The sequence below is a fragment of the Undibacterium sp. TJN25 genome (assembly GCF_049339885.1).
In the GTDB taxonomy this organism is placed as follows: Bacteria; Pseudomonadota; Gammaproteobacteria; order Burkholderiales; family Burkholderiaceae_D; genus Undibacterium.
This window is the reverse complement of sequence record NZ_JBMPPM010000004.1, coordinates 653,497-673,201: the sequence shown is the minus strand read 5'-3', so window position 1 is coordinate 673,201 and position 19,705 is coordinate 653,497. Positions and strand designations below refer to the sequence as shown.

Annotated in this window: 18 protein-coding genes; 15 read left to right on the top strand and 3 right to left on the bottom strand. The window is 54.4% G+C overall.

The window, feature by feature from the left end; all coding sequences use genetic code 11:
• The first annotated feature begins 207 nt into the window (after nucleotides 1-207).
• Both msrP and ACO0LO_RS13125 read left to right on the top strand, forming a co-directional pair.
• Nucleotides 208-1,188, top strand: coding sequence for a protein-methionine-sulfoxide reductase catalytic subunit MsrP (gene msrP / locus ACO0LO_RS13130; RefSeq protein ID WP_422964664.1), 981 nt, complete (start codon nucleotides 208-210; stop codon nucleotides 1,186-1,188).
• A gap of 28 nt (nucleotides 1,189-1,216) precedes the next feature.
• The gene (locus ACO0LO_RS13125) at nucleotides 1,217-1,843 is read left to right on the top strand and encodes a sulfite oxidase heme-binding subunit YedZ (RefSeq protein ID WP_422964663.1); all 627 of its coding nucleotides are present in this window, start codon (nucleotides 1,217-1,219) and stop codon (nucleotides 1,841-1,843) included.
• 50 nt (nucleotides 1,844-1,893) lie between these two features.
• Here the strand turns inward: ACO0LO_RS13125 and ACO0LO_RS13120 are convergent, their stop codons facing one another.
• The gene (locus tag ACO0LO_RS13120; RefSeq protein ID WP_422964662.1) at nucleotides 1,894-2,625 is read right to left on the bottom strand and encodes a transporter; all 732 of its coding nucleotides are present in this window, start codon (nucleotides 2,623-2,625) and stop codon (nucleotides 1,894-1,896) included.
• Nucleotides 2,626-2,668: 43 nt separating this feature from the next.
• Between ACO0LO_RS13120 and ACO0LO_RS13115 the strand changes: the two genes are divergently transcribed.
• On the top strand, nucleotides 2,669-3,301 hold the full coding sequence (locus ACO0LO_RS13115; RefSeq protein ID WP_422964661.1) for a 1-acyl-sn-glycerol-3-phosphate acyltransferase: 633 nt from the start codon (nucleotides 2,669-2,671) through the stop codon (nucleotides 3,299-3,301).
• A gap of 9 nt (nucleotides 3,302-3,310) precedes the next feature.
• On the opposite strand, the gene lptM is transcribed toward ACO0LO_RS13115, so the two are convergent.
• The gene (gene lptM / locus ACO0LO_RS13110) at nucleotides 3,311-3,598 is read right to left on the bottom strand and encodes an LPS translocon maturation chaperone LptM (protein ID WP_422964660.1); all 288 of its coding nucleotides are present in this window, start codon (nucleotides 3,596-3,598) and stop codon (nucleotides 3,311-3,313) included.
• Between lptM and cyaY the strand changes: the two genes are divergently transcribed.
• The gene (gene cyaY, locus ACO0LO_RS13105; protein WP_422964659.1) at nucleotides 3,597-3,917 is read left to right on the top strand and encodes an iron donor protein CyaY; all 321 of its coding nucleotides are present in this window, start codon (nucleotides 3,597-3,599) and stop codon (nucleotides 3,915-3,917) included. The two genes, lptM and cyaY, sit on opposite strands and share 2 nt — an antisense overlap.
• Before the next feature lie 113 nt (nucleotides 3,918-4,030).
• On the opposite strand, the gene ACO0LO_RS13100 is transcribed toward cyaY, so the two are convergent.
• Entirely contained in the window at nucleotides 4,031-6,385 is a 2,355-nt protein-coding gene (locus ACO0LO_RS13100) for a penicillin-binding protein 1A (RefSeq protein WP_422964658.1), read from the bottom strand.
• Nucleotides 6,386-6,878: 493 nt separating this feature from the next.
• Between ACO0LO_RS13100 and ACO0LO_RS13095 the strand changes: the two genes are divergently transcribed.
• The 11 genes from ACO0LO_RS13095 to ACO0LO_RS13045 all read left to right on the top strand — a co-directional run bounded on the left by ACO0LO_RS13095 (nucleotide 6,879) and on the right by ACO0LO_RS13045 (nucleotide 19,705).
• Nucleotides 6,879-7,958 carry a pilus assembly protein PilM gene (locus tag ACO0LO_RS13095; RefSeq protein WP_422964657.1) on the top strand — a complete coding sequence of 360 codons (1,080 nt, stop codon included), beginning with the start codon at nucleotides 6,879-6,881 and terminating at the stop codon, nucleotides 7,956-7,958.
• Nucleotides 7,958-8,575: a PilN domain-containing protein gene (locus tag ACO0LO_RS13090; RefSeq protein WP_422964656.1), complete on the top strand. Its 618-nt coding sequence runs from the start codon at nucleotides 7,958-7,960 to the stop codon at nucleotides 8,573-8,575. Before ACO0LO_RS13095 ends, ACO0LO_RS13090 begins: the two co-directional genes overlap by 1 nt.
• Nucleotides 8,576-8,600: 25 nt before the next feature.
• Nucleotides 8,601-9,245: a type 4a pilus biogenesis protein PilO gene (locus tag ACO0LO_RS13085; RefSeq protein ID WP_422964655.1), complete on the top strand. Its 645-nt coding sequence runs from the start codon at nucleotides 8,601-8,603 to the stop codon at nucleotides 9,243-9,245.
• Nucleotides 9,242-9,781, top strand: coding sequence for a pilus assembly protein PilP (locus ACO0LO_RS13080; protein WP_422964654.1), 540 nt, complete (start codon nucleotides 9,242-9,244; stop codon nucleotides 9,779-9,781). Before ACO0LO_RS13085 ends, ACO0LO_RS13080 begins: the two co-directional genes overlap by 4 nt.
• A 32-nt stretch (nucleotides 9,782-9,813) precedes the next feature.
• On the top strand, nucleotides 9,814-11,940 hold the full coding sequence (pilQ, locus tag ACO0LO_RS13075) for a type IV pilus secretin PilQ (RefSeq protein WP_422964653.1): 2,127 nt from the start codon (nucleotides 9,814-9,816) through the stop codon (nucleotides 11,938-11,940).
• 49 nt (nucleotides 11,941-11,989) lie between these two features.
• On the top strand, nucleotides 11,990-13,486 hold the full coding sequence (locus tag ACO0LO_RS13070) for a hypothetical protein (protein WP_422964652.1): 1,497 nt from the start codon (nucleotides 11,990-11,992) through the stop codon (nucleotides 13,484-13,486).
• A 39-nt stretch (nucleotides 13,487-13,525) separates the two neighbouring features.
• Nucleotides 13,526-15,166: a bifunctional shikimate kinase/3-dehydroquinate synthase AroKB gene (gene aroKB, locus ACO0LO_RS13065; protein WP_422964651.1), complete on the top strand. Its 1,641-nt coding sequence runs from the start codon at nucleotides 13,526-13,528 to the stop codon at nucleotides 15,164-15,166.
• A gap of 14 nt (nucleotides 15,167-15,180) precedes the next feature.
• Nucleotides 15,181-16,332: a deoxyguanosinetriphosphate triphosphohydrolase gene (locus ACO0LO_RS13060; protein WP_422964650.1), complete on the top strand. Its 1,152-nt coding sequence runs from the start codon at nucleotides 15,181-15,183 to the stop codon at nucleotides 16,330-16,332.
• A 110-nt stretch (nucleotides 16,333-16,442) separates the two neighbouring features.
• The gene (locus tag ACO0LO_RS13055; protein ID WP_422964649.1) at nucleotides 16,443-17,138 is read left to right on the top strand and encodes a DUF4197 domain-containing protein; all 696 of its coding nucleotides are present in this window, start codon (nucleotides 16,443-16,445) and stop codon (nucleotides 17,136-17,138) included.
• A gap of 377 nt (nucleotides 17,139-17,515) precedes the next feature.
• Nucleotides 17,516-18,673 carry an ABC transporter substrate-binding protein gene (locus ACO0LO_RS13050; RefSeq protein WP_422964648.1) on the top strand — a complete coding sequence of 386 codons (1,158 nt, stop codon included), beginning with the start codon at nucleotides 17,516-17,518 and terminating at the stop codon, nucleotides 18,671-18,673.
• Between the two features lie 141 nt (nucleotides 18,674-18,814).
• A complete protein-coding gene (locus ACO0LO_RS13045) occupies nucleotides 18,815-19,705 on the top strand; it encodes a branched-chain amino acid ABC transporter permease (protein ID WP_422964647.1) in 891 nt (296 codons plus the stop codon).

The window sequence follows — 19,705 nt, the reverse complement described above, 5'->3', positions numbered from 1 at the left end:
CAATGCCGGTCGCCGTTCCGCTGATGGGTCGGCCGATGTGACAAATTGTATCGCGCATGTAAGTTCCGGCAGATAACGGCGACTGATAGGAAACTATTCGCGGTACCAGGCATCGAATAGTTCGATAGCTTGCGGATTTATTCCGTTCTACATATTCATTTATTATCCCGTTGCGCTGGCAGCGGATAATCGCACATCGGAGTCACCATGCTGATTAAACGCGGCCCTAACGGGGTTGACCTGCCATTTTCTTCCGAAATCACGCCGCGTGCGGTGTATGAGTCGCGCCGCGATTTCATCCGTCAACTGGCGGTCGGGTCTATCGCCAGCGGCGCCTTGCTGGAAGCGGTCACGCGCGAAGCCTTTGCGCAGACGCCTGGAGCGCCCAGGCTGGCGGGTACGCCCAATCCGGCGTATATGCTGATGGATAAAAAGACTGCGTACAAAGACGCCACTACCTATAATAATTTTTATGAGTTCGGCACCGACAAGGCCGAACCCGCGCAGTATGCCGGCGGCCTGAAAACCCGTCCGTGGTCGATCAGCATAGAAGGCGAGGTCAAGAAGCCGATGACGCTGGATCTCGACAGCCTGATGAAACTGGCGCCGATGGAAGAGCGGGTTTATCGGCTGCGGTGTGTCGAAGGCTGGTCCATGGTGATCCCGTGGACAGGGTATTCGCTGTCCAATCTGATCAAAAAAGCCGAGCCTACCGGCAATGCCAAATTCATCGAGTTTGTGACGCTCGAAGACAAGAAGCAGATGCCCGGCCAGCGCCGTGCCGTGCTGGAATGGCCGTATGTGGAAGGCCTGCGCATGGATGAAGCCAATCATCCTTTGGCGCTGCTGGCCTTCGGCATGTATGGCGAAGTGCTGCCTAACCAGAATGGCGCGCCGGTGCGTTTAGTCGTGCCCTGGAAATACGGTTTCAAGTCGGCCAAATCCATTGTCAAGATCCGCTTTACCAAAGAGCAGCCAAAAACGGCATGGAATCTTGCCGCTACCAATGAATACGGTTTTTATTCCAATGTGAATCCGGATGTGGACCATCCGCGCTGGTCGCAGGCGACCGAACGACGCATCGGCGAAGACGGCGTTTTCACGCGCAAGCGCAAGACGCTGATGTTCAACGGCTACAGTGAAGTGGCGCCGCTTTATGCAGGCATGGACCTGAAGAAGTTTTATTAAGCTGCACCCGCCTTCTTCCGGAAACATCATGATCAATCCCACGTCGCGGCAAATCACCGCCCTCAAAGTCCTTATTTTTGTGCTGGCGTTGCTGCCTTTTGCCAGGCTGGTAGCGTTTGCCTTCCTGGATAGGCTGGGCGCCAACCCGGTAGAGTTCATTACCCGCAATACCGGTGACTGGACCTTGTATTTCCTGTGTATGACGCTGGCGGTGACGCCCTTGCGCAAATTCAGCAAATGGAACTGGCTGATCAAATTCCGCCGCATGATAGGCTTGTTTGCCTTCTTTTATGCGACTTTGCACTTTACGACGTTTTTATGGTTCGACCATTTTTTCGATGTGCAGGAAATGTGGAAAGACGTGCTTAAAAGGCCGTTTATCACCGTTGGGTTCATCGCCTTCATGTTGCTGATTCCCCTGGCCGTAACCAGTACCAACGGCATGGTCAGGCGGCTGGGTGGCAAGCGCTGGCTGTGGATACACAGGCTGGTCTACCTGATCGCCCCGCTCGGAATACTGCATTATTTCTGGATGAAAGCAGGCAAGCATGATTTTGCTCAGCCCTTCCTCTATGGCGCTATCGTCGCCTTATTGCTGGCACTGAGGCTGGTATGGCGCTGGCAGGGCAAACGCGTCCGCCCTCAGGCTGCCTGACCGTCCTGATTCCCTGATCTGCTCCAGCGGTGCGGTGCATGTTTTCTCGTTCAGTATCGTTGGGTCAGCCCTATGCCGAATCTGGTTTCGGTCGCACCGCCGATGTGCTGGCGCCTGAGCCCGGCATCCAGGTCCAGCGTATTGCTGGGCGAGTAAATCACCCCGCCCAGCAGATACACCGGTTTGCTATTGTCAGATCTGCTGTCGGCTTGCGTAAATCCTGTGTCTGCCGTCAGCGCCCAGTGTGCATTGGCCTGATAGACCACCGCGGAAGAGGCGCGCCATACCAGCTTGCGGTTCATCTGCCGGTCCACATCATGTTCATAATCGTTGATGGTGAGCACGACGTTGCCGTGCCAGGTCCATGCTGAACGGGTATAGCTATCGACCAGCCCGAGGTCTATGCTGCGCCTCCCTTGACCCAATCCTTTTTGCTGGTCGCCGGTAGGCAGAAACAGCTCCGTCTTGAATACCAGCAGGTGTCCCTGATAATCCTTGAACTGCCATTTGCTGCCGATGGAAACGTCGCCTATGCCATGAGGAGACGACACGTTCAACGGCAAGTTGGCGAATAGGTCCAGATCGTCACTGTAGCCGTAAGTGGATGTCAGTGCCGCGACCTGCTCCTGCTGGTCGCGAAAACTTACCCTGTCAGTGTTGACTTCTATTTGCTGATTGCTTTTGCCCAGCACAGTGGCATCTTCGGTGCTTAACGGGTGTGCGGCAAACGCGGATTTGATCAGCAAACCTGAAAAAAGTAAGATAGCGGATTTGCTTTGCATAATTATTTTCTCCCAAGGCCTCCCGCCAGCATAATTAACATTTATGACAGCATTTCTACTTCGTGAACAAGAATTGCCCACACGCCTGCAGCGCTGGTCGCTGCGTATCCTGAAATTATTGGGGTGGCAAGTACGGTATAGGCCCGTGCCGGGGCCGCGTGGCATCGTGATCGTTTATCCGCACACATCCAACTGGGACGTTCCGGTGGGGGTACTGGCCAAATGGGCAATAGGCTTCCGCTTCCGTTTTATTGCCAAGGCTTCATTGTTTCAGGGGATGACGGGGGCGACGGTAGGCCGCCTTTTGCGTGGTCTGGGCGGCGAACCGGTGGAGCGCGGCGTATCGACCGGCTCTATAGCCAGGCTGGCTGAAAAAATCAATGCTGCCGACTCATTCTGGCTGGCGATCACGCCGGAAGGGACGCGCGGCTATCAGCCTTATTGGCGCAGTGGTTTTTATCACATCGCGCTGGCGGCCGGCATACCAGTGGGCTGCGCGCGGTTTGACTATGGGAAGAAAGAGATCGCGCTGGTTGACTACCTGACACTCAGCGGCAACCAGGCGGAAGACATGGAAAAAATCCGCATGCTGTACGCCGGTACGCTGGGCTTGCGGCCGGCCTATGCTTCTGAGATTGTATTGCGGCCCGATGAGAACGTCCGCAGGCAAGACTAGTTGCAAGTCTTAATTTTCTTTTCCGGCATCTTTGGCTGCGTCCGGCGGCGGGACTGACTTGACCGGCACCGACACGTCGGCAGGTACATTGGACGACGTGGTGGCCGGCTGTACGGGCTTGTTTGCTGTTATGCCTGCCGGCTTCTTCGGCATGTACAGCGGACCTTTTTGTCCGCATGCAGAAAGGCTGCCTAGTGCGAGGATCAGGGCTGCAGCAGTGGGTATAAGTGTGTGAGTCTTCAAAATGGCGAACACCGTATAGAATGGCGGTTTAATCAATGCGGTGGAGTGTAGCATGACTGAATCAGAATTTTTGGACCTGGCCGATGCAACTTTGCGCAAGGTGGAGGATGCGTTTGACCGGGCGTTTGAAAAGGATACGCTGGATGTCGAATGCCGCCGCAGCGGCAATGTGCTGGAAATTGAATTTATCGGCAATGCTTCCAAGCTGATCGTGAACAGCCAGGCGCCGATGCAGGAAATGTGGGTAGCTGCGCGTTCAGGCGGCTTTCACTACAAGTATGACGGGCAACAGTGGCTGAATACGCGTGATGGTTCGGAGCTGTTTGCCACCTTGTCGACGGTCGCCAAAGAGCAGGGCGGTGGTTCGCTGTAGCAGTTGTTAGCCGCTGCGCTAGCGGCTCGGATGAGTCGTACCTTAGTCCATACCTTAATTCAGGTCTTACCCACACCTGCGTGCCGCACCGGTGGCACGCAGGTGTTTTTGTATCAGTTGGTATTGTTATCTTCCGTAATGGGAACGGCTGCCGGCGGCGGCTCGGTGTCGCCCAGGCTATGTATGCTGGCGGCCGGCGGATTCTCCGCATAGAAAAAATCGCCCTCTGCCTGGATGATGCCTGGCGGCACCGGCCTTTCTTCCATCGGTATATCCTTCAATGCGCGCTGCATATAACCGATCCAGATCGGCAATGCGAGGCCGCCACCGGTTTCGCGGTTGCCCAGGTTGCGCGGCTGGTCGAAACCTATCCAGGCAATGCCGACCAGCTTGGCCTGGTAACCGGCAAACCAGGCGTCGAAGGAATCATTGGTCGTGCCGGTCTTGCCCGCCAGATCGGTGCGTTTCAACGACATGGCCTTGTTGGCGGTGCCGTACCTGACGACATCCTTCAGCATGCTGTCCATCAGGAAGGCATTGCGCTCGTCGATGACGCGGTTGCGTTCGTCCCCGGCCCTTTCAGGCGCCGCGGCCGTGAGCACCTTGCCGCTGCTGTCGGTGATTTTGGAAATCAGGTAGGGGTTAATCTTGTAGCCGCCGTTGGCGAAGACTGCGTATGCACCGGCCATTTGCAAAGGCGTCACCGCGCCCGCGCCCAGTGCCAGCGTCAGGTAGGGGGGATTTTTCTCGGGCAGGAAACCGAAGCGCGTCGTATATTCCTGGCCGTATTTGGCGCCAACCTTGTGCAGGATACGGATGGAGATCATGTTCTTGGACTTGGTCAGGCCCTTGCGCATGGTCATCGGGCCTTCGTACTTGCCGTCATAGTTTTTCGGCTCCCAGGCTTGCCCGCCTGTCTGGCCGGAATCGAAGCTGATCGGGGAATCGTTGATGATGGTGGCGGGGGACAAGCCTTTTTCCAATGACGACGAGTAGATGAAAGGCTTGAAACTGGAACCGGGTTGCCGCCACGCCTGTGTGACGTGGTTGAACTTGTTCATGTTGTAATCAAAACCGCCAACCAGTGCGCGGATGGCGCCATCGGTCGTGCTGGCGGCGACGAAGGCCGACTGGACCTCAGGTATCTGCGTGATATTCCAGTTTTTTCCTTCCTGCATCACGCGAATGACCGCGCCGCGCTGTATGCGCTTGTTGGCCGGCGCCGCAGCTGCCAGGCCGCTGGCGCCGAAACTGAGGCCGGGTCCGGTGATCTGGATTTCCTCGCCGGACGACAATACTGCCCTGACCAGTTTGGGCGAGGCTTCCAGCACCATGGCGGCAATGATGTCATCGCTGTCGCTATGTTCTGCCAACTCTTTTTCTATTGCCTCGTCGGCTGCTTCCTTGCCTTGTGGTATCTCGATGATCGCCTCGGGACCGCGGTAGGGGTGGCGTTTCTCGTATTCCATCACGCCTTTGCGCAGCGATAGGTAGGCTGCATCTTGGTCGGCCTTGGTAATGGTCGTGTACACGTTCAGGCCGCGGGTATAGGTTTCTTCCTTGAATTGTTCATAGGCGAGTTGCCTCGCCATTTCGGCGACATATTCGGCATGGATGCCGAACTCTGCGCTATCGGTTTTGATATGCAGTTCTTCCGTCCGGGCGCTTTCGTATTGGGCTTCCGTGATATAGCGTAGTTGCAGCATGCGTTGCAGGATGTATTGCTGGCGTACGGTAGCGCGTTTGGGATTGGCAACCGGATTGTAGGCGGAGGGCGCCTTCGGCAGGCCGGCCAGCATGGCGGCTTCGGCGATGCTGATGTCCTGCAATTTCTTGCCGAAATAAATCTGCGCGGCGGAGGAGAAGCCGTAAGCATGCTGGCCCAGGTAGATCTGGTTCATGTAGATTTCCAGGATCTGGTCCTTGCTCAGGTTCTGTTCTATTTTCCAGGCCAGCAGAATCTCATATATCTTGCGCTTGAAGGTCTGCTCGCTGGAAAGGAAAAAATTCCTGGCAACCTGTTGCGTGATCGTGGATGCGCCTTGCTTGGCACCGCCGGTCAGATTATGCAGCGCAGCGCGTGTAATGCCGACATAGTCGACGCCGCCATGCTCGTAGAAGCGGTCATCCTCAATTGCCAACACGGCTTTTTTCATCACATCCGGGATTTCGTTGAAGCGCACGACGTTGCGCCGTTCTTCACCGAATTCTGCGATCAGCATATTGTCCGCAGTAAATATTCGCAATGGCATTTTCGGCCGGTAACTGGTAATGGAATCCAGTTCCGGCAGGTTTGGGTAAGCCATCGTCAATGCAAAACCGATGACCAGTGCCCCCGCCACAGCCAGGCCCAGCAGCATTCCGCCTGTGCCCAGCAGGATGCGTAAGGCCAGGTTGCCGGATTTTGCCGGCGGCGTAGCTGCTGGTTTTTCCTTCTTGCGGGGAGGGGGGGAATCTTTGACTGGCATAAAAAGCAATTTCTGGAAGGTTGATCGCAGCGCACATTATATCTTTAGCAGCGCGAGGCTATGGAAGCTACCGGGATAGTACTGAGGTTTGCAGCAAAACGTGGCAATTTGCGCTTCTTTTGCGTCTCAGTGGGGAAATGGCAACGCATTATGGTAATGCTGGACGGAAAGTGCTTTACACAATCTGAAACTTATTGCTAGGATTTAATGTAAGCTTGGATAATTGTCTGCTAAATAGCGGTTTTTAAAAGAAATTTTGTTATCTGAGACATTGTGTAGCGCCATTTTTCATGCCTTGCTGCAATAAGTAAATGGCATAAAAGCCATGTAATTTATATACGCCCAAAATCACTGCGTAATCAATTGGTAGCAAAAAACTGACATAGTCGCGATTTCTTACAGATTTATACGGCCAAGTCGGGTAGGCTCCTGTTCGTGCAGTAGAATATTGATCTGAAGAAATAAAAAATGGCGTTTTTATGAGGGGATATCCTTGGCTCTAGATCTGGCATCATTGCTTGGTAGAAAAAATCCACCTCTGGTGGGTTTGGATATCAGCACTTCTGGCGTTAAGCTCGTTGAGCTGTCCCAGGGCGTTAACAAAACCTATAAGCTGGAACGCTACGGCTCCGAGCCCTTGCAGCGTGGCGCCGTCGTGGACGGCAATATAGAAAATATCGAGCAGGTGTCGGAGGCGATACGCCGCGTGATCAAAAAGAGCGGTACCAGCGTCAAGAATGCTGCGCTGGCCATGCCCGCGTCTGCCGTCATCACCAAAAAAATCATCCTCCCTGCGCATCTGAATGAGCAGGCGCTGGAAGTGCAGGTCGAATCCGAAGCCAACCAATACATTCCTTTTGCCATGGATGAGGTCAGCCTGGATTTTTGTGTGCTGGGTCCGGTGGCTAATTCTGAAGAAGACATGGAAGTATTGCTTGCGGCGTCCCGCAAGGAAAAGATAGAAGACAGGGTGGCTGTCATCGAGGCTGCCGGCATGCAGGCCAAGGTCATGGATATTGAATCCTACGCTGCCCGCGCTGCCATAGACAGGCTGATAGAGCAGCAGCCGAATGCAGGGCAGGATCAGATCTACGCACTGTTCCAGATTGGCGCAAAAACCACCTATATCTCCATCTTACTGAATGGCCAGGTCATCTACGAGCGCGACCAGCAGTTTGGCGGCAACCAGCTGACGCAGGACATTGTGCGCAATTACGGTTTGTCCTTCGAGGAAGCGGAAACGAAGAAAAAACTCGGCGACTTGCCTGACAGCTATGAAATGGAATTGCTGGAGCCTTTCCTGGAGAGCGCTGCGCTGGAAGTGACACGCGCGATACAGTTTTTCTTTACTTCCACCCCTTATACCAGGGTTGACCAGATATTCCTGGCGGGCGGCTGTGCGGTCATTCCAGGACTGGTGGAAATCGTCGCGGAACGGACCAAGATATCCGCGTCCGTTGTCAGCCCCTTTAAAGGGATGGACCTTTCTTCCAACGTCAATGAAAAATGGCTGCGTAATGATGCGCCTTCCTACCTGGTTGCCTGCGGGCTGGCAATGCGGAGATTCGGCTAATGATAAAAATTAACCTGCTCCCGCATCGCGAAGCGAAACGCAAGCAACTGAAACAGGATTTTTACTCGCTGCTGGCACTGTCGGCAATCATCGGCGCGTTGATCGTCATTGCCGTGGGCGCTTATTACGCAGCGCAGATATCCGCCCAAAACGACAGAAATAATTTCATCAAGGCGGAAAACGCCAAGCTGGATGAAAAAATCAAGGAAGTCGCCAGCCTGAAACAGGAAATCGATGGACTCAAGGCCAGGCAGCAGGCGGTGGAAGACTTGCAGGGTGATCGCAACCAGCCGGTCTATTTGCTGGACGAGCTCGTCAAGCTGACGCCGGAAGGCGTTTATGTGCGTAACCTGAAACAAGAAGGACAGCGCGTCATCCTGACCGGTTATGCGCAATCGAACGAACGTGTTTCTGAATTTTTGCGCAACCTGGGCAATAAATCTCCCTGGATGAACAAGCCTGACCTGGTGGAGATCAAATCTGCCGGCATAGGCCAGGGCCGTGATGCGAAGAAGGTATTTGACTTCACGGTCAATGTCGGCATCAAGCGTCCGCGTGAACTGGAGGCGGCATCTGCAAGCGGTGCTGCTGCGGCTCCCGCTGTCAAGAACCCATGACATGAAAAAGTGACGAGAGATCAACATGGATGTTAAAGATTTGGGCGAGTCGATCGCCTCGCAATTTCGTGACCTGAACGGGCTGCATCCTGGCCTGTGGCCGCTGGTGCCGCGTCTGGCTGCCGCCGCGGCGCTGCTGCTGAGTGTGACCGTGGTTGGCTGGTATTTTTACTGGAGCGGCCAGACTGAAGACCTGGATCGTGGACAGCAGGAAGAGCAGACTTTAAAAGATGCCTACAAGCAAAAAATGCAGCAGGCCATCAGCCTCGACGCGCTGAAAGAGCAGCGCAAACTGGTGCTGCAATATGTGGCCACCATGGAGAAGCAACTGCCGAGCAAGGCGGAGATGGACGCATTGCTGTCCGATATCAACCAAGCCGGCCTAGGGCGCGGCTTGCAGTTTGACCTGTTCAGACCTGGGCAGGCAGTGGTAAAAGATTATTACGCTGAACTGCCCATCGATATCCGGCTGCTTGGTAATTATCATGACATGGGCGAATTCGTCAGCGATATTGCGAAATTGCCGCGTATTGTCACCCTGAACAATCTTGCCGTCTCCAGCGGCAAGGACGGCACGCTGGTATTGGACGTTGTGGCAAAAACCTTCCGTTATCTGGACAGGGATGAGCTGTCAACCCAGGCTGCCCTGAAAAAAGGGGCGAAAAAATGATGCGAAATCTTGGCAAGTCGGTATTGCTGTTGTCACCTATGCTGGTTTTGGCAGGCTGCGGCGACAATGGAACGGGTGAAGTGCGTGAATGGATGGACGGCGTTAAAAAAGAAACACGGGTCAATGTCCCCAAAATCAGCGAGCCCAAAGTTTATGTGCCGGTGGCCTACTCCGGCAAGGATCAGATAGACCCGTTTAATCCGAACAAGTTGTTGATCGCTCTGGCCAAGATCAGGGCTGAATCCAATAGCGGGCTAAAGCCTGACATGAACCGGCGGCGAGAGGTCCTGGAAGCGTTTCCGCTGGATACCCTGAAAATGGTCGGAATTATTGAAAGACCCAACATGAAAAACGCGTTGATCCAGGTGGATAAATCCATTTACCAGGCCAAGATCGGCAATTATGTGGGGCAGAATTTCGGCATGATTACAAAAATTACCGATGCTGATATCGACATCAAGGAAATCGTACAGGACGCCTCCGGGGACTGGACTGAAAGAATGACCAAGTTAGAGTTGCAGGAGGCGAAAAAATGATTGCGTTGACAAATACAAGTAAAAGGGGCGCCATGCGTTTTTCTTTCTTTGCAAGCCTGTTAGTGGCTGCTTTCTTGACACTGGCTGCTCCCGCATTTGCGCAGTCCAATGCGGTCCAATCCATCACCGCCAATCAGCAAGGCGTGAATGTCATCGTTAAGATCACGTTGAAAAATCCTGTCGGCAAGGCGCCATTGGGATTTGCCATTACCAATCCCGCCCGCATAGCGCTGGATTTTGCCGACACCTCTAATGGTACAGGCAAGAGCACTACCGATATTGCAATGGGCGATGTACGCAGTATCAATGTTGTAGAAGCGAGCGGCCGTTCGCGGCTGGTGTTTAACCTGAACAAGCCTCTCAATTACGCCACGGCGATAGAGGGTAATACTGTCATCGTTACGATCGATGGTTCCGGTGGCATCGCCACTGCGGTGAACGCGATCGGTTTGCCCGTGGTGGCTGCACCGGCACTGGCGCCTGGAAAGCAGAGCCTGCGTGATATCGACTTCCGTCGCGGCTCTGCCGGCGAAGGACGGGTAGTAGTTGATTTGCCGAGTAACCAGGTTGTGGTAGATGTGCGCCAGCAGGGCGAAAAAATCGTCGTCGACTTCATGAAAGTAGCATTGCCGGAAGTTTTGCGCCGCCGTCTCGATGTGACTGATTTCGGTTCACCCATACAAACGGTGACCACGGTTCCACAGGGTGAAAATGTCCGCATGACGATAGAGCCGAAGGGCCTGTGGGAGCATAGCGTCTACCAGAGCGATACCCAGCTGGTTATCGAAGTCAAGCCGATCAAGGAAGATCCGAACAAGTTGACGCAGGGGACGCAAGGCTACCGTGGCGAGCGCCTGTCTTTGAATTTTCAGAATATCGAAGTGCGCGCGCTGCTGCAGGTTATCGCCGATTTCAATGGACTCAATATCATTACCAGCGATACCGTCAACGGCAGCCTGACACTGCGCCTCAAGGATGTGCCTTGGGACCAGGCTTTGGACATCATTATGCAATCCAAGGGCCTGGATATGCGTAAAAACGGCTCCGTTTTGTGGATTGCGCCAAAAGATGAATTGCTGACCAAGGAAAAGCTTGAGCTGGAACAAAAGGCACAGATTGCCGAATTGGAGCCTCTACGGACAGAATCCTTCCAGTTGAATTACCAGAAGGCGGAAGCATTCAAGCTGGTTTTCGGCGTTGACGGTGCCAGCACCAATCGCATGTTGTCCAAGCGCGGCAGCGCTGTTATCGAACCGCGCACCAACCAGCTGTTCGTGACCGACATTCCTTCCAAACTGGAGGAAGTGCGCAAACTGATCCAGAAAACCGATATCGCATCAAGGCAGGTATTGATTGAGGCGCGTATTGTTGAAGCGGACGACACCTTCAGCCGCAACCTCGGTGCCAAACTGGGTTTTGCCGATTTGCGCGGCTTGCAGGGCGGCACGGCGGGTTATCAGGTATCTGGCAACCAGCGCGTCGCGATTACTGGTAACTATCTGGGTGTAGGCGAGCAAACCGGTCAGGCTAAAGTAACGGATCAAAGCTTTGTTCCCAATACGCAATTCGTCAGCCTTCCGGCAGCAGGTATCAATGGCCTGAACCCGGGCAGCCTGGCGGTCAGCCTGTTCTCGTCCGCCGCCAACCGCTTCCTGAATCTGGAACTGTCGGCGCTGGAAGCAGACGGCAAGGGCAAAATCATTTCCAGTCCGAGGATCGTCACTGCCGACCAGTTGAAAGCGTCGATAGAACAAGGCACCGAATTGCCTTACCAGACAGCTACCAGCAGTGGCGCGACATCAATTGCCTTCCGCAAGGCGACGTTGAAACTGGAAGTGACGCCGCAAATCACGCCTGACGGCAACGTCATTCTGGAAGTGGAAGTACATAAAGACAGCGTCGGTGATCAGACGACCGCCGGGTTTGCGATCAACACTAAGGAGGTCAAGACCATGGTGTTGGTTGAAAACGGTGGAACGGTTGTACTGGGCGGTATCTATCAGCAGACCGAAGCGGATAACGTGACCAAGATTCCTTTCTTTGGTGATATCCCATTGCTCGGCAATCTGTTCAAGACGACTGGCCGTACCAATGACAAGACCGAACTGCTGGTGTTTATCACGCCGAAAATCATCGCAGACCGCATGTCCGTGAAGTAAGCAAACTATAAACCGACAAAAATTGACCCTGTTCAGTATGGAGCTACGCGTGGTAAAACTATTTAAAGCCTTGACGGCATCTTTGTTAATCGCCATTCTTGCCGCATGCGGCGGCGGTGGCGGCTCGGCGGGAACGCCGGTTCAGGGTGGCGGTACGGGCACGGGAGGAACAGGTACAGGCGGAACGGGCACAACTGCTAACGGCCAAATTGTATTGAGCTTATCGGATTCCAGTGGCGCGGCAAGTAATGTTCTTACGGCTGCCGGGCTGACAGCAAAAGCAACGGCTACGGACTCAACGGGTGCCCCGGCAAAGAATATTGTTGTCACCTTTACGCTGGATAGCGTAATCGCCGTTCTCTCGCCTATTAGTGGTACTGCGTTGACTGATGCAAATGGCGTGGCGCAAATTAGCTTGAAACCGGGTGCCGGTGCGAGTACCGGCGCAGGCACTTTGACCGCGTCAGCAACGGTAACTGGCACCACGGCGGTCACTACGACGGCAACTTACACAGTTACCTCTGCAACTATTACCCCCAGCGCCATAAATTTCACCTCGGCTGTTCCTGCCGATAAATCCATTGTGTTGAAGGGTTCGGGTGGGAATGGCCGTACCGAAGCAGCGTTGCTTACATTTACCGTGGTAGACAGCACCAACGCAGGTATTGCCAATGTAAAAGTTAATTTCAGTCTTCCAACAACCAATGCGGTTACCTTGGGTGCGGCCTCAGGCATTTCGGATTCAACCGGCAAAATTACCGTAACGGTTAATTCCGGCGCAACTCCGACCACTGTAAGGGTGATCGCAACAATAGATGGCACCGCTATCTCTGCATTGTCGGATACGGTAACAGTAACGACCGGGCAACCGACACAAACAGCAATGTCTGTATCCAGGGTAAAAAGCGATATAGAAGGTATAGATTTTGATGGAGAAACCAATTCTGTAACTGTTTCTATGGCGGATCAATTCGGTGGCGTAGTGGCAAATGGCACGCAGGCAGTGTTTACGACGAATGCGGGCGCCATTATCGGTGATGCCGGCACGTCGGATACTTCACGTTGCCTGACAGTGAATGGAACGTGTTCTGTTACATGGCGTAGCCAAAATCCAAGAGCGTCTGTTGTTACTGTATTGGTGACCTCGGCAAATGCAACCCAGACTCTGACGAGCGGAACGTTTTTTATTAATAGCGGCTCTCATGCACAATTTTCTACAATTCCTGTTTTTGATTTCAGCACTTCGTGTGCACCGCAGACGATAAACTTTACAGTGACGGATGAAAACGGCTATATACTGCCGACGGGTAGCGCGGTGACAATCGAGAACCTTACCAATTCTACGGTTACGGCTTACCCTACTAGTATCCCTGAACCATCTACTGCTGGACCGGAAGCAACTTCAGTCCAGTTGACAGTTGCACCTCCCGGCACTTGTTCCCCTGCGGCGGCGACAGTCGTTTCAGTCAAGCCGGTTGTAGTGATAACAACGCCGAAAGGCACTCGCTCCACGAAGCAATTAACCCTTAATTACCACGGAAGCTAGTTTTTTTTCTGCATCAAAAGGTGCAAGTATCGGCATTGAATGTCTGGAAACATTTTTTTAGTAGGCTTGATGGGCTCCGGCAAAACCACGGTTGGCCGGGCCCTCGCAAAAAAACTCAACAAGCGCTTCATTGATTCCGATCATGAGATAGAGGCCCGTACCGGGGTCTCTATTCCTGTCATCTTTGAGATAGAGGGCGAGGCCAGCTTTCGGCAGCGCGAAGCGGATGTCATCCGCGACCTGACGGCGCAGCAAGGCATTGTGCTGGCAACCGGTGGCGGTGCCGTGTTGAACGAGCAAAGCAGGCAGTATCTGCAGAGCCGTGGTACAGTCATTTACCTGCGGGCAGGCATCAACAGCATTTTGCAGCGTACCCGGAACGACAAGAATCGTCCTTTGCTGAGAACGGCGGATCCGCGCAAGAAACTGGAAGACCTGTCGGCACAGCGCGAACCTCTTTACCTGGAGGTGGCGCACCTGATCATAGAAACCGGCCGTCCCAATGTGCAGCACCTGGTGCAATCCATATTGGGGCATCTGGACTTATTGTCCGGTACCGGCAATACAAAAATTTCCGAACATCTCATCATGCAGCAAACAGCGCAACATTCCCTGCAAGTCGACCTTGGCGAACGCAGCTATCCCATCCACATAGGGCTTTCCCTGCTGGCCGATCCGCAGCTGCTGATCCGGCATGTGAAGGGCGAGAGGGTAGCCGTCGTCACCAATACCGTGGTGGCGCCGCTTTATCTGGAGTCGCTGCTGGACATATTACGCGCCGCGGGTAAACAGGTAACGACAGTGATCCTGCCAGACGGTGAAGAGCAGAAAAACTGGGCCAGCCTGATGCAGGTGTTCGATGCATTGCTGGAAGCCAAATGCGACCGCAAAACGACCATGGTCGCACTGGGCGGCGGCGTCATCGGCGACCTGACAGGTTATGCCGCGGCTTCTTATATGCGCGGCGTGCCTTTTGTGCAGATTCCCACTACGCTGCTGTCGCAGGTCGATTCCTCGGTAGGCGGCAAGACCGGCATCAACCATCCCCTCGGCAAGAACATGATAGGCGCGTTTTACCAGCCGCAGGCGGTCATTGCCGACACCTCCACCCTCGACACCTTGCCGGACCGTGAACTGTCGGCCGGCCTGGCCGAAGTAATCAAACATGGTGCCATCATCGACGCGGCCTTCTTTGCGTGGATTGAGGCCAATATGGACAAGCTGCGCGCGCGGGATCCAGAGGCGCTGGCGTATGCGGTGCTGCGCTCCTGCCAGATCAAGGCTGATGTCGTGCGTCAGGATGAACGGGAAGGCGGCCTGCGCGCCATCCTGAACTTCGGCCATACCTTCGGCCATGCGATAGAGTCAGGCATGGGGTACGGCGTGTGGCTGCATGGCGAGGCTGTTGGTTGCGGCATGGTGATGGCGGCCGACCTGTCTTACCGCCTGGGTTATATCGACTATGTCAGTAAAGTCAGGCTGCAGAGCCTGGTAGAAGCGGCCGGCTTGCCGGTCAAGGCGCCGGACCTGGGCGAAGCCCGCTGGCTGGAACTGATGGAAGTCGACAAAAAGAACGAGGGGGGGCAGATCAAATTCATTTTGCTCAAACCCCTCGGCGCACCGCTTATCACCTCCGTGCCGCAGGACAGTCTGCTGGCTACCCTGCGCGCCTGCATCTGAACCCGGACATCGCCATGCCCAATGATGCCTCCAATTCCCCTCTGGCGCCGTATGCCGCACAGCCGGCCAGTTCGCGCGGACGGCGCTTCGCGCAGGAGGCATCTTATTCCCGCACTGAATATCAGCGCGACCGCGACCGTATTATTCACTCCACCGCGTTTCGGCGCCTTGAATACAAGACCCAGGTATTCGTCAACCACGAAGGCGACCTGTTTCGCACGCGCCTGACGCACAGCCTGGAAGTGGCGCAGATTGCCCGTTCGATTGCGCGTCAGCTGAGGCTGAACGAAGACCTGGTTGAAGCCATCTCACTGGCGCATGATCTTGGTCATACTCCTTTTGGTCACGCCGGCCAGGATGCGCTGAACGACTGCATGAAAAATTTCGGCGGCTTTGAGCACAATCTGCAAAGCCTGCGCGTCGTCGATGAGCTGGAGGAGCGCTACGGAGCATTCGATGGCCTGAACCTGACCTTTGAAACGCGTGAAGGCATACTGAAACACTGCTCCTTGAGCAATGCCAAAACACTGGGCGATATCGGCCAGCGTTTCATCGACAAAAAGCAGCCCACGCTGGAAGCGCAACTAGCCAACCTGGCGGACGAAATTGCCTACAACAACCATGACATCGATGACGGTCTGCGCTCCGGTCTGATACTGGAAACGCAGTTGATGGAGCTGGATTTTTTTGCCCGCTACCGGCGCGAGGTCGAGGCGGCTTATCCCGGCCTGGCAGGACGCAGGGCGATATCGGAAACGATACGCCGCATGGTCAATGCGCTGATTATGGACCTGATCCAGAGTTCGCAAAAACGCATTGCCGAATTTGCGCCGCAGACGCTGGAGGATGTGCGCAATGGACCTGGCATGATTAGCTTCTCGGAAGAAATGCGCGTGCAGGCCGGCTTGCTGAAACGTTTCCTGCATGAGAATTTATACCGCCACTATCTTGTCAATCGCATGACAGCCAAGGCCAGGAAGACCGTGCGCGAATTGTTCAATGCGATGCATGCGGAGCCTATCCTGCTGCCGCCGGACTACCAGGTAAAAGACGGCAACCCGCAAGGCCCGGTGCAGGCTCGAAAGATCGCCGACTACATCGCCGGCATGACTGACCGTTATGCAATGCGTGAATACCGCCGTCTGTTCTCTGTGGACGAGGTATAGTCCGCTTTACGCCATTTCCGGTCGCAAGTCCGGGACACAATTCATTGCAGTTCTGTCCACTCGGACATGCTAAAGTATCCTGAGTTATTTTAAATTTCACGGAGATCAGCATGCGTCTGCACTACTTGTTCAAACCCGTCCTTATTTCTTCGCTGCTGGCAGCTTCCACTGCCGCGCTGGCACTTTCCCTTGGCGACCTGAGCAACCAGGATGCGAGTGCCGGCCTCAAGGCCGCTCTCGACAAGGGCTCGTCCCAGGCGGTTGCCAAACTGGGCGCCGAAAACGGTTTCCTCAATAATGAGAAGGTCAAGATACAGTTGCCGTCGATCCTGGAAAAAGCCCGTCCCTTGCTGAAGATGACTGGCCAGGGCCAGCAGCTTGATGAACTGGTGGTGTCCATGAACCACGCAGCGGAAGCCGCTGTCCCGATGGCAAAGCCCCTGCTGGTCAACGCGGTGAAGTCCATGTCGGTCACCGACGCCAAGAACATCCTGACAGGAGGAGAAACCTCGGTGACGGATTTCTTCAGGGAAAAAACTTCGGCGCAGTTATCCGACCAGTTTCAGCCTATCGTGAAGAAAGTCACCGACAAAGCGGGGTTGTCCGCCAAATACAATAGCGTGATGGGGCAGGCCTCCCGGCTGGGGGCGGTGTCCGGCAAGGAAGCCACAGTGGAAGGTTATGTCACGCAGCGTGCGGTGGATGGCCTGTATCTGATGATTGCGGAAGAAGAGAAGGCAATACGCCAGGATCCGATAGGGTCGGGCAGCAAGATCATCGGAAAAGTATTCGGCTTGCTCAAGTAAACCTGAATGCTCGCCGGAGCGTTTAACAACAGTGCGCAAGGGGATCGCGGGTGCGATTCCCGCTGCGCCGCTTTTTCAGATGAAAAAGATTTCACCATGGGATGAAAAGCTTTTCAGATAAAAAAAGATGTGTTTCCTTAATATGGATTAAGCTCTACGAGCTTGGCTTTTTGGCCGCGCGAGAACGGAGCAGTTTGGCGGGAGTTGCAGGCAAGATTTGCTGTGTTCTCGGTAGTACCACTTAAGTAGCTTATGTTGCGCCGCCGCATGGATTTATGATTGCTGCAAGGATTTAACGCACATACAATTTGTGGTTATAACAAAAACGATCTGAAGCTTTTTGAGTATTCACGATAATTCATAAACAGGAGATAGACATGTCGCACAAAATGAAAACCTTGGTTGCAGGCGCGTTGTTAAGCTGGGCAGCCGCAGGTATTGCCGCAGAACCGATCAAGATTGGCGTTTCCGGTCCATTCACAGGCGGTTCCGCGCCGATGGGCGTATCAATGCGCGATGGCGTCAAGCTTGCCGTAGCAGAAATCAATGCCAAAGGCGGCGTCCTGGGTCGCCAGCTGCAAGTGGTCGAACGCGATGACGAAGCCAAGAACGAACGCGGTGTGCAGGTTGCGCAGGAAATGATCAATAAGGAAAAAGTAGTTGCGACCCTGGGCTATGCCAACACCGGCGTTGCGCTCGCATCGCAGCGTTTTTACCAGGAAGCCAAGATCCCCGTCATCAACAACGTTGCAACCGGCACTATCGTTGCCAAGCAGTTCGCCGCACCGGAGTTCAAGGACAACTACGTTTTCCGCAATGCCGCCAATGATACGATCCAGTCTGCAATGATCGTGGAAGAAGCCGTTACCAAGCAAAAATTCACCAAAGTGGCGATCCTCGCAGACTCCACCAACTACGGCCAGCTGGGCCGCGAAGATCTGGAAAAAGCGCTGGGTGCAAAAGGCATCAAGCCAGTGTCTGTTGAGAAATATAACCTCAAGGACGTGGACATGACAGCGCAGTTGCTGAAGGCCAAGCAGGCAGGCGCACAAGTCGTGCTGACTTATGGCATCGGCCCTGAGCTCGCGCAGATTGCCAACGGCATGGAAAAACTGAACTGGAAAGTACCGATGATAGGCAGCTGGACGCTGTCCATGGGTAACTTCATTGACAACGCCGGCAAGAACGGCGATGGCACGTTGATGCCGCAAACCTTCATCCAGGATGGCAATACGCCGAAGCGCAAATCCTTCATCGACGGCTACCAGAAGGCCTATAAAGTAGACCGCATGCCTTCACCGGTATCTGCGGCGCAGGGTTACGATTCTGTGTACCTGCTGGCAGCTGCGATCAAACAGGCCGGCTCGACCGATGGCGCAAAAGTACGTGAGGCGCTGGAAAACCTGAATGAAAAAGTGGAAGGTGTTGTCGCTACCTACAACAAGCCATTCACGCATGATGATCATGAGGCCATCAAGCCAGGTATGGTTGCTTTCGGTGAAGTGAAAAACGGCCGCGTCATTCTCGCCAAATAAGCCAAAACGCTAACGCTAGCTACTAGATCCGAGGCAACACTCAGATCTGTAATGGGCCAGTTCTTGTGACTGGCCCTTTTCTTAAGCATATTAAGTAAATCTTAAGCAATACGGCAGCTGCTGCCGTGCCAGGTGAATAAAATGGAAATCCTCTTACAACTTGTGATCAGCGGTATCGCACTCGGCATGATCTATGCGGTCGTCGCCTTCGGCTATCAGCTCACATTCGCCACCTCCGGTACCCTGAATTTCGGCCAGGGCGAAGCCTTGATGCTGGGTGCCATGGTCGGCCTCAGCCTGGTCGGCAATGTACATGGCGGCCCTTATATGAACTACTGGCTGATGATCCCCGTGGTGCTGGTATTCGGCGCCCTGCAGGGCATGCTGGTGGAGTGGATAGGCGTGCGCCCGGCGATCAAGATCAAGTCCGAGTTCGGCTGGATCATGTCGACTATCGCACTGGCTATCATCTTCAAGAACGTTGCTGAAAATATTTGGGGCAAGGACGATCTGCCTTTCCCTTCGCCTTTGTCTGCCGCACCTTTCCAGGTGTTCGGCGCCAACGTCCAGCCCATGCAGGTCGTAGTCGTCATCGGTGCGCTGGCGATCATGGCCGCCGTCGAAATTTTTAACCGCAAATCCATTTATGGCAAAGCGGTAGTGGCTACGTCGAATGATCGCGATGCCGCCGGCCTGATGGGCATCAATACCCGGATGGTGATTACCTTTTCCTATGGACTGTCTTCCGCCGCCGCCGCATTTGCCGGCGTCATGATTGCTCCGCTGGTGCCTACCGGTGTCACCATTGGTTCTGCGCTGGGCCTGAAGGCGTTTGCGGTCGCGATTATCGGCGGCCTGACTTCCGGCGTCGGCGCCATCGTCGGCGGCCTGATCCTCGGCATTGCCGAAAAACTGACCGGCTTCTATATCTCTACCGGCTACCAGGAAGTGCCGGGATTATTACTGTTGTTGCTGGTGCTGGCGTTCAAGCCTGCCGGGCTGTTTGGCAAAGCCGCCATCAAGAAAGTGTAG